This window comes from Parasphingorhabdus sp., assembly GCF_039968395.1.
Taxonomy (GTDB): domain Bacteria; phylum Pseudomonadota; class Alphaproteobacteria; order Sphingomonadales; family Sphingomonadaceae; genus Parasphingorhabdus.
Window position 1 is genome coordinate 641126 of sequence record NZ_JBDVPV010000002.1, and the last position, 13232, is coordinate 654357.

General features: G+C 53.2%; 18 protein-coding genes, 1 tRNA gene and 1 pseudogene. 6 read left to right on the forward strand and 14 right to left on the reverse strand.

Translation table 11 applies throughout. The features are described 5' to 3' along the window. Position 1 precedes the first annotated feature (1 nt). The 7 genes from rplK to ABJI30_RS07320 all read right to left on the reverse strand — a co-directional run bounded on the left by rplK (position 2) and on the right by ABJI30_RS07320 (position 3457). The gene (rplK, locus tag ABJI30_RS07290; protein ID WP_348016524.1) at positions 2–433 is read right to left on the reverse strand and encodes a 50S ribosomal protein L11; all 432 of its coding nucleotides are present in this window, start codon (positions 431–433) and stop codon (positions 2–4) included. A 153-nt stretch (positions 434–586) separates the two neighbouring features. After that, a complete protein-coding gene (gene nusG / locus ABJI30_RS07295) occupies positions 587–1120 on the reverse strand; it encodes a transcription termination/antitermination protein NusG (protein WP_348016525.1) in 534 nt (177 codons plus the stop codon). A 36-nt stretch (positions 1121–1156) separates the two neighbouring features. Continuing rightward, positions 1157–1351, reverse strand: a complete 195-nt coding sequence (secE, locus tag ABJI30_RS07300) for a preprotein translocase subunit SecE (RefSeq protein ID WP_348016526.1) — start codon at positions 1349–1351, stop codon at positions 1157–1159. 167 nt (positions 1352–1518) lie between these two features. Continuing rightward, entirely contained in the window at positions 1519–1956 is a 438-nt protein-coding gene (locus ABJI30_RS07305; protein ID WP_348016527.1) for a nuclear transport factor 2 family protein, read from the reverse strand. A gap of 29 nt (positions 1957–1985) precedes the next feature. Further along, positions 1986–2870 carry a phytanoyl-CoA dioxygenase family protein gene (locus ABJI30_RS07310; protein WP_348016528.1) on the reverse strand — a complete coding sequence of 295 codons (885 nt, stop codon included), beginning with the start codon at positions 2868–2870 and terminating at the stop codon, positions 1986–1988. 91 nt (positions 2871–2961) lie between these two features. Then, complete coding sequence (locus ABJI30_RS07315; RefSeq protein WP_348016529.1) at positions 2962–3351, reverse strand: VOC family protein; 390 nt, start codon at positions 3349–3351, stop codon at positions 2962–2964. 30 nt (positions 3352–3381) lie between these two features. Further along, a tRNA-Trp gene (locus tag ABJI30_RS07320) sits at positions 3382–3457 on the reverse strand. Between ABJI30_RS07320 and ABJI30_RS07325 the strand changes: the two genes are divergently transcribed. From ABJI30_RS07325 to ABJI30_RS07335, 3 genes are all read left to right on the forward strand, one after another. Then, complete coding sequence (locus tag ABJI30_RS07325) at positions 3431–3631, forward strand: hypothetical protein (RefSeq protein WP_348016530.1); 201 nt, start codon at positions 3431–3433, stop codon at positions 3629–3631. The two genes, ABJI30_RS07320 and ABJI30_RS07325, sit on opposite strands and share 27 nt — an antisense overlap. A gap of 150 nt (positions 3632–3781) precedes the next feature. Beyond that, entirely contained in the window at positions 3782–4159 is a 378-nt protein-coding gene (locus tag ABJI30_RS07330) for a PilZ domain-containing protein (protein WP_348016531.1), read from the forward strand. Positions 4160–4218: 59 nt separating this feature from the next. Further along, positions 4219–4758 (forward strand): cupin domain-containing protein, encoded by a 540-nt coding sequence (locus ABJI30_RS07335; RefSeq protein WP_348016532.1) that lies wholly within the window; start codon positions 4219–4221, stop codon positions 4756–4758. A 6-nt stretch (positions 4759–4764) separates the two neighbouring features. On the opposite strand, the gene ABJI30_RS07340 is transcribed toward ABJI30_RS07335, so the two are convergent. Both ABJI30_RS07340 and ABJI30_RS07345 read right to left on the reverse strand, forming a co-directional pair. Beyond that, positions 4765–5985 (reverse strand): aromatic ring-hydroxylating dioxygenase subunit alpha, encoded by a 1221-nt coding sequence (locus tag ABJI30_RS07340; protein WP_348016533.1) that lies wholly within the window; start codon positions 5983–5985, stop codon positions 4765–4767. A gap of 51 nt (positions 5986–6036) precedes the next feature. After that, a complete protein-coding gene (locus ABJI30_RS07345) occupies positions 6037–6444 on the reverse strand; it encodes a YbaN family protein (RefSeq protein WP_348016534.1) in 408 nt (135 codons plus the stop codon). Between the two features lie 270 nt (positions 6445–6714). On the opposite strand from ABJI30_RS07345, the gene ABJI30_RS07350 reads away from it, so the two are divergent. Together ABJI30_RS07350 and aat are read left to right on the forward strand one after the other, a co-directional pair. Continuing rightward, positions 6715–7641: a hydrogen peroxide-inducible genes activator gene (locus tag ABJI30_RS07350; protein ID WP_348016535.1), complete on the forward strand. Its 927-nt coding sequence runs from the start codon at positions 6715–6717 to the stop codon at positions 7639–7641. Further along, entirely contained in the window at positions 7625–8482 is an 858-nt protein-coding gene (gene aat / locus ABJI30_RS07355; protein WP_348016536.1) for a leucyl/phenylalanyl-tRNA--protein transferase, read from the forward strand. The genes ABJI30_RS07350 and aat overlap by 17 nt, the downstream gene beginning before the upstream one ends. Here the strand turns inward: aat and ABJI30_RS07360 are convergent. The 5 genes and pseudogenes from ABJI30_RS07360 to ABJI30_RS07380 form a co-directional block, all read right to left on the reverse strand. Further along, positions 8443–8769, reverse strand: a pseudogene (locus tag ABJI30_RS07360) (DUF2155 domain-containing protein); the annotation flags it as partial. The gene aat and the pseudogene ABJI30_RS07360 sit on opposite strands and share 40 nt — an antisense overlap. 170 nt (positions 8770–8939) lie before the next feature. Continuing rightward, entirely contained in the window at positions 8940–9341 is a 402-nt protein-coding gene (locus ABJI30_RS07365) for an NADH:ubiquinone oxidoreductase subunit NDUFA12 (protein ID WP_348016537.1), read from the reverse strand. 91 nt (positions 9342–9432) lie between these two features. Then, on the reverse strand, positions 9433–9939 hold the full coding sequence (locus ABJI30_RS07370) for a DUF192 domain-containing protein (RefSeq protein ID WP_348016538.1): 507 nt from the start codon (positions 9937–9939) through the stop codon (positions 9433–9435). An 11-nt stretch (positions 9940–9950) separates the two neighbouring features. Beyond that, on the reverse strand, positions 9951–10529 hold the full coding sequence (locus tag ABJI30_RS07375) for a cold shock domain-containing protein (RefSeq protein ID WP_348016539.1): 579 nt from the start codon (positions 10527–10529) through the stop codon (positions 9951–9953). A gap of 180 nt (positions 10530–10709) precedes the next feature. Beyond that, positions 10710–11270, reverse strand: coding sequence for a regulatory protein RecX (locus ABJI30_RS07380; protein ID WP_348016540.1), 561 nt, complete (start codon positions 11268–11270; stop codon positions 10710–10712). A gap of 151 nt (positions 11271–11421) precedes the next feature. Between ABJI30_RS07380 and ABJI30_RS07385 the strand changes: the two genes are divergently transcribed. Then, positions 11422–13152, forward strand: coding sequence for a fatty acyl-AMP ligase (locus ABJI30_RS07385; protein WP_348016541.1), 1731 nt, complete (start codon positions 11422–11424; stop codon positions 13150–13152). Positions 13153–13232 lie beyond the last annotated feature (80 nt).

The following is a 13232-nucleotide window of genomic DNA, read 5'->3' on the forward strand; positions in this document are numbered from 1 at the left end:
CTTATCCCTCCACCACTTCGATACCCATTGAACGGGCGCTACCAGCGATGATCTTCATTGCCTGATCAATGTCATTGGCGTTGAGATCTTCCATCTTTGCTTCAGCAATTTCTTTCAGCTGCGATTTTTTGATCGTGCCTGCAGGTTCCTTGCCGGGCTCACTGGAGCCTTTTTTGAGCTTGGTCAGTTTCTTGATGAAAAAGCTGGCAGGAGGTGTCTTGGTGACAAAGGTAAAGCTGCGATCCGCATAAACTGTAATCTTGGTCGGGATCGGAGCGCCTTTTTCCATCTTGTCCGTAGCGGCGTTAAATGCCTTACAGAATTCCATGATGTTCACACCGCGCTGACCCAGTGCGGGTCCGATCGGCGGGGATGGATTTGCAATACCGGCAGGTACTTGCAAATTGATATAACCATCAATTTTCTTAGCCATTTGGCTGTCCTTTCATTCTATCTCCACCATAGCGAGCGCGATGGCGGATCAAATTAAGCGGTCAAACAACAAGTCCGAAAACCTGCCTCCCGCATTGGTGATCCGGTGGCTGAAAGCCGCCGGGTGTATTTTGGTGGCAAGCCACCAAATCTCCTATTTCGCAACTTCGACCTGTTCAAAGTCCAGCTCGACCGGCGTAGCGCGGCCAAAGATCGATACCGAAACCTTGACCCGGTTTTTCTCGAAATCCAGCTCTTCGACAATGCCGTTGAAACTTGCAAACGGGCCATCCAGAACCTTGATCTGGTCGCCAATTTCGTAGTTGACCGTGATCCGCTGTTTCGGTGCGTTTGCCGCTTCCTCCTTGGTATTGAGGATACGCGCCGCTTCGGCCTCGCTGATCGCTTGTGGTTTTGTTGTGCCAAGAAAACCGGTGACCTTTGGCTGGTCTTTCACCAGGTGATAGACGTCATCGGTCATCTGCAGTTTCGCTAACACATAGCCGGGGAAAAATTTCCGCTCAGATTGTACTTTTTTGCCGCGCCGAACTTCCGTAATGGTCTCGGTTGGAACTTCAATTTCCTCAACCAGCGGGGTCAGGCCCAGACGCTTGGCATCAGCTTCAATCGCTTCCTTGACCTTGTGCTCAAAGCCTGAATAAGCGTGTATGATATACCAGCGTGCCATGCGTAAAACCTAATCCCTAATCTTTATTTCAAATATTCAGGCGAGTGACAGCAGCCAGCCGACAATCCCGTTGAACATCGAATCAATTGCCAGGAAAAACAGACCCAGAATTGTGGTCATGATCAATACCATGATTGCAGTGCGTACCGTGTCCGCCCAAGTTGGCCAGACTACTTTGCTGCTTTCAGTACGGACCTGCCGTACAAATTCACCGGGATTGACTTTTGCCATGCTCTGTTTCCAAAAAATTCCTGTTTCCATCTGTCCGGCATAAACTCCGGGTGTCGGTTGCTGAACCGGTTCGGATATATGCATGATTTAGGAAAGCACCAGCCCTTTAACTGCAGATTCGCAGATTCGCAAGGGCAGAGTGCTGATTTTAACTGATCGCCAGCATGTCAGGATCGGCTAACTTTTTCGTCACTTTCGCCATGATCGCGGATGGATCGCCAGATTTGCACTTCATGCTTTATGAAACGCCATTTGCCGTCCCGTCTTTCCAATGTGCTTCGGTAGAGCCCGCGAAGCTGAATGGGCCTGGCTTTCCGCCCGGCATGTCCATCCGCATCATAATAGGCTTCGGCGGTTGCACGATCTCCGCTTATTTCAATCAACGGTGTGTAAAGGCAGTGCCTGAGCCCTTCGACCGGGTCCCGCATTTTGGATATCCACTTGGCAAAGCCAATACGCGCTTCGTCTGCACCTTCATGAATGTTCCCCGCGAAATTGACATGACAGTCTTCCCAGAGATGATCTGCGATGTCATCCGCCGATCCCCTGTCTACGGCGAAACAATAGCTGGCATAGAAATTTTGTATCTGTTGGTGATCAGACATTTTCCGAAATTCCCTTTTTGCAGGACGGGCTATGGCTGGCTCGCGACGAGGCTCTTGTCTGGATGTACGCCATCGACATAGCCCATGAACGGCTCATGGATCGAATAACCGAGCAATTCCTGCGCCCGCTTTGGCAGTTTTGTTGCTTTTTCTGGCGGGACCGCAAGCAACATGGTTTCCAGCGGACGCATCCAGCCGGGGCAATATTGAGGTGTCACAATCAACCGGGACTGGTCTGATCTGTTTGCTCCACCGCGATGCCATAAATTGCCCTTGGCAATCATCAGCGAACCGGCCGGCATAATTGCTTTGACTGCCTCGGGGTGGGCACCGGGATCGTGATTCAAATCGCCGGCATCTTTTGTAAAAAAGTCGTTCAGGCTGTTGGCGCCATCAAGTTTGACCTTGCCCCATTTATGGCTGCCGGGAATGACTTCGGTCGCGCCGTTATCTTCGGTCATTGGATCAATTGCCCAGAAGGTGCTCACGCCCAGAGCCTTGCGCGGCAGGGGCTGGCGGCAATGGTCGTCATCCATGTGCCAGGGCTGCACTGTTTCTCCTGGGTGGAGATTGATCGCCAGACAGGCCGACAGCAGGCAGGATTTGCCGAGTTCCCGTTCAGCAAACGCCAATTGCAGCGGATGGGTGATCAGATCGGCAAATACCGGGTGTTTGCCGAGCATGGCATAGATGCGGTTGGATTCCACACCTTCAAACACATTGCGTCCGCGGATATCAGCGTCAATAAAAGGATCCAGCGCCGATCTTTGCTGACGGATTTGTTCCGCCGGCATGATACCGGGGAAAATCACGTAGCCGTTGGTTTCATATTCGTCCCAGCATGCGTCGAACGATCGCCCGCCAAGAAACGGTTCCAAAAAGGCTTTTGCCCGTTTGTTTTTTTGTTCTGCCATTGTCGTAATATGGCAGAATTCCGAGACTGAAGCAATGTCGCGCGATGACGTTACGGCATTGCAGAGCTACCTGTTTTGCGTTCAAAACGACTCAATGCCGTTCGATCAGATCCCATTTATTGCCGAACGGATCCCGGAAAACGGCGACCTGACCATAAGGTTCCATTCGAGGCTCTTCGACAATGTCGATACCGGCCCGTTCCATGAGCGCGAAATCTGTATCAAAATCATAAGTTTCGAGAAATAGAAACACCCTGTTTCCAGCTTGTTCACCAATGACTTCTTCCTGCGCCTCGTTGCTGGCTTTCGCGAGGAGTAACCGCGTTTCGGTGCTGCCCGGTGGAGCGACCAATACCCAGCGTTTGTCTTCAGAAATCTCCGTGTCTTCCACAAGATCAAAACCCAGCAGGCCAACGTAGAAGCTAATAGCCTGGTCATAATCCGGCACAATCAATGAAATCGCGGATATAAACTGGGTCATGTTCTGGTCCGCCATTTTGGGAAGAAAAAATGGCAGGAGTGCACGGACTCGAACCGTGGGCCCTCGGTTTTGGAGACCGATGCTCTACCAACTGAGCTACACTCCTGCACGATCCAGCGGCGCATCTCGCTGCCCGATCAATCCGCGCGCCTTAACCGCAAGCGCGGACAAGGGCAAGCAGGATTCTGTGCTGGCGGCGGGTTTCGGGTCAAAATCTGCGTGGAAACGAGCGCAATGTCCATCATGGTTAAAAAACGGCAAATTCCTGTTTACCGCCTGACGAAAGGCGCGGTTTACTCGGTCGCGTGCAAACCAATCCAGCCGCTGCTGGTGGGTCAGGGCCAATTGGAAAGTAAGGTCTCCTAGCCACTTTTCCCCTTTTCGTACCCAGCAAGCGGCTACGGGTCGCTATCATTACGGAGAACAAACTATGACAGACTTACTGACGAGAAAGGGAATATTTACCCCCACGACAATCCCCTATGTCTACGCAGCCGAAGAGGATCGCTGCGCACCACGGCATGATGTGCTGATACCTTCCAGGATGCGGTTTACAGGCTCAACCAGTTTTTCGGTGAATGTTTTTAACATTTCACTGGCGGGTTTTGCTTGTGATGCCTTGTTGCAAATTCATCGGGGAACCCGGTGCTGGCTGACGTTACCGGGACTGGGTGCATTGGAGGCCTCCGTTGTGCACCACAATAATGAAGGCCTGGGTTGCGCCTTCGAGAATATGCTCAATCCGGCAGTGCTGGATCGTTACGTTGCTCACTACCCGGTTCCGGAGACAGAGGAACTCGAAGCATAATCCGGTTTGGCTGGTTCGAGTGATACTGCTATGTGTTTCTGTTCTTGAAGGAGAAACTCATGGCCCTGTCACCCGATAACAAACCGGAACCGCTCAAAGTCCTGCGTATCTTCCGATCCCGGGATGCGCAGGACTTTGGCGAAGCGGACCATATGTCTTATGTCGATGATGATCCGGTCATCTTAAATGGTCTTGAAAAAATGGGCGAAGCGGGCGTCGCCGATGGCTATTCCGGAAAATGTCTGTTCAGCGGATTTGGGTTCTCGCTGCATCAGTTCTGGTTCCGTCCAGGCTATCCCTTGCCGTTGCACAGCCATGACACGGACTGCCTCTATTATATCATCGCAGGTGATATCCGAATGGGTACCGAGGAGATGGGTCCGGGTGACGGTTTTTTCCTGCCCGCCGAAACGCCCTACACCTATACGATTGGCGAGAAAGGCGTGGAGCTTCTGGAATTTCGCACCGAAGAAGATTTTAATATTCAGTTCAAAGGCAAGACCGAAGCCTATTGGGAGAAGATGCTGGATAAGTTGCGCACCGAGCGCCCCAAATGGAAAGAAGCACTGCCGCCCAGTCTCGATGTGAGAAACGCCTGAGAGGTGCTACTCTGCGGCCTGCAGCCGGGGTGCGAAAATATTGTCCAGCTCCGCATCATCGGCTGCGATCAACCTGTCCACCCACTGGTGAAATACTTGCCCGCCACCTTCATTACGGCCAAACCAGACCTTGTCTATCAGGCCAGCCTGCAATGATTCATGTTGGCGCTTGCCGGTCTTGTAGTCTTCCTCCGCGACGACGGTTTCGAGAAACGCAAACTGGTCGTGCGCGCCCTGGCGCACGGCGTCATCATCCGGCTCATGCTCCATGACGTAAAATTGGGTTGTGAAACTCTCGCCTACGGTTTTGCCGGGAAAGAGCTGTGAAATCATCGCGCCCCGTCCGCCGCCGCCATAAAAGCTAGCAATCGAAATATGCGGGAAAATGGTCCATACGCCTTGCAGCAGCGCGTCAATCGGCCAGTCTTTTTCATCCATTTCGGTGAGGTCCAGCTGCTCGTCGCTGCCCGTCTTCTGGATAAACTTGGATGGTGAGGAAAGTCGCTGGTGCGGACCCCAGGCGAAATAATTGGCGCGGTTGAAAAAGTCCGCTCCGAACGTATCCTTGTGCAGTACCGGCAAGTGATAGAAATCAAGATAACCGTCATATGCGGTTTTCCAGTTGGGACCCGGAATGGTGCGCTGTTCGAACAGGTGCCAGTTGTCGAAACCAAAATGTTCCAGCAGTTCGTCATAACCGCACAGATATGACTCAATATCCAGATTGCTTTCCGGATCGAGCGTCGTCCAGATCAGACCCGCGCGTTCCAGTGTCGGAAATTTCTTCAGGCAGAAAGCTGCCTTGTCCACTGTGCCAAAATCTTTGGGTGAAGCGACAGCGAGCAAATCTCCGTTATTCTTGAACGTCCAGCCGTGATAGCCGCAAGTGAAGCGTGTCGCCTTGCCGCTGCCCTGCGCCACCGGATTGCCGCGATGGGTGCAGCTGTTGAGGAATGCCTGTGCTGTTCCATCCTTTTGCCGTGTAACCAGAACCGGAATGCCGGCAATTTCCATTGCTTTGTAGCAGCCGGGTTCGGGTACTTCACAAGACGGTGCGACCATCAGCGGAAGGCGTTTGAATATTCTGTCCTTTTCCAGCTCGAAACGGTCTTCGTCGGTATAGTCCGAGGCGGCGACGGCAACCACGTCGTCGACAAGCTCCATAGTATCCGCTTCGCCATGCTTTACCAGCGAACGGGTCATTTCGATCAGTTTCTGCCGCGACATATCATTCTCCCGAATTTCGGCGAAGAATAGCAAATTGGCTGGGACTGCAAACTATTCTTTCTGCGAAGGGTCGAGTGGAACATCCGGTGTGTCGGGCAGCGGCACCGAGGGTTCGTTGCGGGTCCATATCCATGTCCCGCCAATGATCGCCGCCGTGATGGGTGCCAGATTCCACGGCAGATCGACAAATACAAGACCGATGATTGCGCTGGCTGCAAACGCAACCAGAGCTGCGCGCTTGCCTTTTTTGCTAATGGCCCGTTTGTGGCGCCAGTTCAGAATATGGGGGCCGAAAACATGGTGGTCCAGCAGCCATGCCTCAAGTTTCGGGCTGCTTCGCGCAAAGCAGAAAGCTGCAAGTATTACAAATGGGACCGTTGGCAGAAGAGGCAGGATCACACCAACACTGCCCAGCGCAAGGGCGGTGAATCCTGCCAGTAGATAAAGGTGCCTGGTCATACAGGTCGTTTAGCATGATTACCGCAAGACACCTCACCCAAAACGCCTGTATCAAAAAATTGGGGCGGTCAGCCAGTTGAGGGAGAGCTGCCGCCCCGAGAGGGATCAGGGTTAGGTGAGGAAAATTCACAAAAAACCGGCCTGGGGATATTGCCGGAGAGGAGTTTTCCGTTCGACGAGCTTGATATTGCATGAAGGAGTTGATATTTCCAATCGAATGAAATCTAAAGATTCGATAGAATTCATCTATAGGTAGAAAAGGCCCCGTTCATGCCCACTTTGCGTCAATTTGAATATCTTGTAGCGGTTGCTGATAATCGTCATTTCGGGCGGGCTGCCCAGGCTGCTGCTGCATCCCAGCCCACGTTAAGCCATCAACTGCGCGCCTTGGAGGCCCGGCTGGGTGTCACATTAGTGGAGCGCCGGACACATGGTGCAGAGCTGTCTCCGATCGGCCGTGAAATCGCAGAACGCGCCCGGCAAGTACTTATCGAAGTCAAGGATATCCGCGATTTGGCTGAGCGGGCAAGTGACAGGCTGGCAGGCACTTTGCGTTTCGGAGTATCGCCAACACTCGGACCGTATCTTATGCCCCCGGTTATTGCCGGACTGCACCGTTCGCAGCCAGATCTGCGTTTCTATATGCGTGAAGGCATTCCGGACCTCCAGGCAATGGAACTGGTCAAGGGATCGATTGACATGTTGCTCGGTCCCTTGCCGATTGAAGGTGAGAATCTAACTATCGAGCCTTTGTTTCGCGAACCGCTGATCATGGTGGCGCCGCCAGATCATCCGCTCGCGGCGAAGGGCCAGATCAAACTGGCTGATCTTGCCGAAGCGCCGGTCCTGAGTCTGGATCGGCGCCATCATCTGCACAGGGATGTCGCCGAGCAATGCCGTCAGAATGGAATGAACCTGTTGCGGGATTACGAAGGTACCAGTCTCGACAGCGTTCGTCAGATGGTTGCTTCGGGACTGGGTCTGGCAATTTTGCCCGCACTCTATGTCCGATCGGAATTGTCACGTGGTGGAGACGTAGCGCTGCTCGATATCGAAGGCTGGGGCGCGACCCGCAGCATCGGTGCAGCCTGGCGCACCGGAGCTGGCTTCGCTGATGAATATCTGGAAGTTGCCCGCACGATTGCAGACGAAGCGAAACTTTTGTTGGACGAAGCCAGTGATGTCGATCGACCTTGACCTGTTGATGAAAGCCTATGGATCGGGAATTTTCCCGATGGCGGATGCGCGCGATGATCCTGAAATTTTCTGGGTCGAACCCAAAAACAGGGCTGTCCTGCCTCTCGACGATTTTCACATGTCCCGCTCGCTTCGGAAAAAACTTCGATCTGACCGCTTTAGGGTCACGACAGACACCGCGTTTGCAGATGTTATCTCTGTCTGCGCCGAAAGCGCAGAAGGCCGACATGAAACATGGATTAATGGCCAGATTGAAAGCGCCTTTATTGCTCTTCACGAGCAGGGGCGAGCGCATAGCGTGGAATGCTGGCAGACGGATAACCAGGGGAAAGAACAACTGGTTGGCGGGCTTTACGGACTGGAAATTGGCGCGGCCTTTTGCGGAGAAAGTATGTTCTCTCGAATCACAGATGCTTCAAAAGTCGCCCTTGCCTGGCTCGTCGCTCGTTTGAAACTGGGCGGATTTCAATTACTTGACTGTCAGTTTATGACTGATCATCTGGCATCACTCGGCGCAATTGAAATCAGTCAGGAAGCTTATCTCAAGCAGTTGGAGGCTGCTTGCAGTTATTCGACGTCTTCATTTTCGGCGATCAGTTCACCGATAAGATCTGCGGGTTCAGCTGGTGCGGCCGCAGGTTGGGGCGGCGACGGTGGAACGCTGACAGAATTGGCGCCCGCGTCTGCGTTCGAGGATTCAGGCACATCATTTTCGGCATTGGACGAAAGATTGACGGCGCTGGACGAAGAAGATCGCGGAGCTGTTGGATTTACAGAATCTTCCGGAGGATTCTCTTCGCCCGGGAAACTCATCGCACAACTTTTGACCCAGACATCGTAAATCGGATGTTCAACGACATTTAGCGACGGCGATTCCCGGAACAACCAGCCCGAAAAGACTCGTTTCCATTCGTCATCACCCTGTCGTGTCGCCGGACGATCGTTGACCAGCAGTTGTACAAATGCGCCCTGTTCCGGAGTGAGCTCCCACGGAGCCGTCCGCTCGCACGCGCGCAGTCGGACAATTGCCCGACCGATGCGGATCGACTGACCGGGCCGGAGCTCCAGATCCCGGGTCAATCCATTGCGCTTGTTGAGAAATCCCAGAGTCGCGACCCGTTCAGCCATTGGCGTTCCGATTTGCTCGGTGACCGGTTGTACGAGTTCTTCGTCGGTCGCTGAAACTTGCGCTTTTTCGGCGGCCTGTCCCAAAGCATTTTCTTCGACATTGTCGCTGCTGAACCAGCTGCATCCGCCGAGTAGCAGAACCAGTGCGGCGACAGGCAGAATCTGCCGGTTCATTCCGCTTCGGCCGGATTCCAAGGTTCATAGTCTCCAGTGGCTGCAGCTCGTGCGCCTCCGGATTCCAGTGCCCCGGCAGGGCGATAAGCATCCGCCGTTCCGGTCAGGTTACCGGTTGGCTCTTTCTCCCAGATATGCGGTTGAGGCAAATGGCTTTCGGGAATCTCGTCATAACTGTGATGCAACCAGCCATGCCATTCAGGCGGTACGCGGCTGGCATCATTGGCGCCAGAATAAATCACCCAGCGCCGGTGAAAGTCGTTGCCGGGCCTTTTTAGATGGAAGTAGCGGTTGCCGAGAATATCCTCGCCGACCTGCTGGCCTTTTCGAGCCGTGAATAGAGATGTGCCAATCGTGGCACCTTCCCACCATGTAAATATCTTGCCTAAGATTCCCATGCGAATTCGCTTAGCGTCAGGGCAGGGGGGTCCGCAATTAAAAAATGCGACTTTCCGGCAGGAAATCGGACCATGCGATCAGAACGTTCCGCTATTCGGTCCAAGTGACAATATCACCGGAGCGGATTGACAGTTCGGCAGCCCTGCCACCGGCCAGTTCCAGCACGGCGGAAACGGGCTCACCGGAAACGACAGGTTCAAGAGAATAGGGCGTTGTCTTCGCCGCAATTGACTCGATCGTGCCATCACTGCGGACAAAAATAATGTCGAGAGGAATGACTGTGTTCTTCATCCAGAAACTCGCCATTCTTTCCTGATCAAATGGAAATATCATGCCGGCACCGGGTTCCAGTTTTTTGCGGAACATAAGTCCGCGGGCCTGCTGTTCGCCCGTGCTTGCCAGCTCAACCGTGAATTGATGTGATCGTTCGCCTGATTTGATGCTGAGCGGAATGAGTCTCAGCCCCGCCTCGGAAAACTTTGTTTGCTCCGGTTGGCCGCTGACACCCGGATCACTGCTTTGCGCATTACTGCCCGTGCACCCTGCCAGCACAAATAGGGCGGCAGAAAATACTGCTGATCTGGAGAGGGAGGTCATGGCCGGTGGTTCTAGCTTTCGGCGGTTTGAGGGAGGCTCACCTGAACTGCCATGTGACCGCGCTCACCCTCACCAATGCGGGCCATGATTTTTTGTCCCGGGAATACCTCGGCCAGACCCGCATTGCGCAAGGTTTCCATATGCAGGAAGACATCTCCATCCAGTCCGTCTGCGACCAGAAATCCATATCCCTTGGCACGGTTAAACCATTTCACCTCAGCATCGACATATGCGGAGCTTTCTCCATCAACAACATGAATGGCCCGCCTTTTGGTTTCAGGAACCGAGCGAGACCGGATTTCAACATCGTCCGGGATCTCGATATCAATAATTCTGGTTGCCTGCAGGCCTTTGGGAGCATCGACATATTCACATGAAACCCGCGCCATTTCTGGAAGGTCCCTTCTCCCCAGCGGTTCCAATATCGTCCAGTGGACAAGAATATCCTGTATCTGGGAACCATCAGCTGCAGGTTCTTCGGGGATGACAAATCCAAATCCGCGGTGACAGTCAAACCATTTGACCGTTCCGGTCGTCTTCATTGGCTGAATCAACGCGGCGCTGCCGTCGTCTGCCAGACTATCTGCCACGCACTCATCTGAATGAGCTGGTTCTGCAACTAAACTGGCCACCATACGCCTCCGAAAACAATAGCTGACTACAAAGGTAGGACTCGAAGAGACTCCATGACGCTATCATTAACATATTAAATGTAAAATTGCGATTCTGCCGCGTAAATTTGCCAGACGGCTCAGATCCGTCCCTGACATTCAGTCCATTTCGTCGATCGTTTCTCCCGGTGCGGCCGCCACAAATCGCGACGCAATGGCAAAATCATGACCCGCTCTCAGAAAGGCTTGCAGCTGCTTGCGGCGTTTGTCGGGTTCATGCGGTTCGAGAGCAAATGGACCAATGGACTTTTTCCGTGCAAAAGTGCTGGCGGCTTCCCACTTTTTCGCATCACTGAGCTGCAGCGCGTCGAAATCGTCACCTTCGGCAATCCCTGCCTGGTACAAGGCTTGGGTGACCCGCCGTTTGCCATAGCCCCTGGCGGTCAGGTCAGCGGCACGGCTTTTTGCGTATAGCGGGTCGTCAATATAGCCCAGATCCACGAATTTTTCGATCATGGATTCGATGTCCGGAGATTGTTCCTCGCTCCAGTCCCGCTCTCGCAATTTCCGGTGGAGATAAGACTTTAGCTTGTGCCGAGTGGTTGCATACCGGCTGACATAGCGTAAAGCGAGGTCTCGCAGCTGTGTTTGATTTAACGGTTTGACCCTGTTTTTCAACGCTTTGGCTCTCGAAAAGGATGATTGCCCTTTTTGTGCCACAGTCGAGCCGAAATTTAAACGTCAGTTACAACCAATAGGGGCTCAATACTTATTGAATTAGCCATTTTTGACCGGAAACGGTTGATTTTGCGTATGTCTGGAAAAATAACTGATTTTTGTGAAGGCTTGACCTTCTGGAAAGTGGATTTTTATGACTGAACTCGTTCCCACCCCAACATCCGATGAATTGACCCGCCGATTTGCTGATTTTTCTACGGTTGGCGAGGCTCTGGATTATGCAGCGCAGGGCGCGCGCGGTTTCAACTTTTATGATGCGCGCGCTTCGCTCGTGCGGGTGTATCCATTTCGGGAATTGCAGTCCGATGCCATGGCGGCTGCACGTCGCCTGATGGAATCGGGTATCAATACGGGCGACCGGGTTGCTCTGATCGCGGATACCGAGCCGCAATTTTGCGCCCTGTTCTTTGGAGCGATTTATGCCGGAGCACTTCCCGTGCCGCTGCCATTGCCAACGTCATTTGGGGGCAAGGAGAGTTACATAGATCAGATTGGAGTGCAGCTCGACAGTTGTGTTCCGGCGATTCTGCTTTTCCCCGACGAGATCGCGGAAATGGCTTCTGCTGCCGGTGAATCCCGAAATATTGAATCGCTCGGCTGGGATCGTTTCGCGGAGCGCCCGCAATCGGATAAACCTTTGCCGGAAGCCAAGGGAAGAGACATTGCGTATCTTCAATATTCGAGCGGTTCCACGCGCTTTCCACACGGCGTTGCCGTGTCGCATTCCGCGCTGCTTCATAATGTCGGATCGCATTCACATGGCATGCTTGTAGGCGAGAATGATCGCTGTATTTCCTGGCTGCCATTTTATCATGATATGGGACTGGTGGGCTGTTTCATCTCGATGGTCTGCAATCAGGTTTCGACGGACTATCTCAAGACCGCCGATTTTGCACGCCGGCCTCTTTCGTGGCTGGATCTGATCTCCCGTAACCAAGGGAGCTCCTGCAGTTTTTCACCAACATTCGGTTATGAAATATGCGCGCGCCGGATTGGTAGTCAGTCAAATGTCGCGGAACGATTTGACCTCTCCCGATGGCGGATAGCCGGCAATGGCGCCGACATGATCCGCCCTGATGTAATGCAAAGGTTCACCGATGCGTTTGCTGACGCCGGGTTCGACGCGAAGGCATTCCTGCCAAGCTATGGTCTGGCGGAAGCAACTCTTGCGGTCACGATCATGCCACCGGGCGAGGGCATGGAAGTGGAACTGGTCGAAGAGACAGAATTGTCGGGTGAAGTTCAGGCGAATGGAAACAAGCCCAAACGCTATCGCGCGATTGTCAATTGCGGCAAGCCGGTTCGCGATACCTTGCTTGAAATCCGGGAGGAAGACGGCTCGGTGTTGGGCGAAAAAACCGTCGGCAAAGTCTGGATGCAGAGCCCATCGGTCATGGATTGCTATTATGGCGATCAGGAAGCGACTGATGCATGCCTGATCGACAACTGGCTTGATACCGGAGACATGGGTTATCTTTCGGATGGCTATCTCTACGTCGTTGGCCGGGCGAAGGACATGATCATTATCAACGGCAAAAACCACTGGCCACAGGATATTGAATGGGCCGTCGAACAGCTTCCGGGTTTCAAGGCCGGCGATATCGCCGCATTTGCGATTACAACTCCGGGCGGTGATGAAACACCAGCTGTTCTGGTCCAGTGCCGGACTTCAGATGAAATCGAGAGAGTGCGCTTGCGGGAAGAAATCCGTGAAAAAGTGCGATCAATTACCGGCATGAACTGCGTTATCGAGCTTGTACCTCCGCGCACACTGCCCCGCACCAGTTCTGGAAAGCTGAGCCGTGCAAAGGCACGAAACCTCTATCTTTCGGGAGATATCCAGCCTTACGCAATCGCGGCGTAGCAATCGTTAATTTCGGTTAATCCTCGCAGCCAATAAAATCAGTCCACTGCTTACGTTTCGATAAGGTTTTCCGCGTAAGG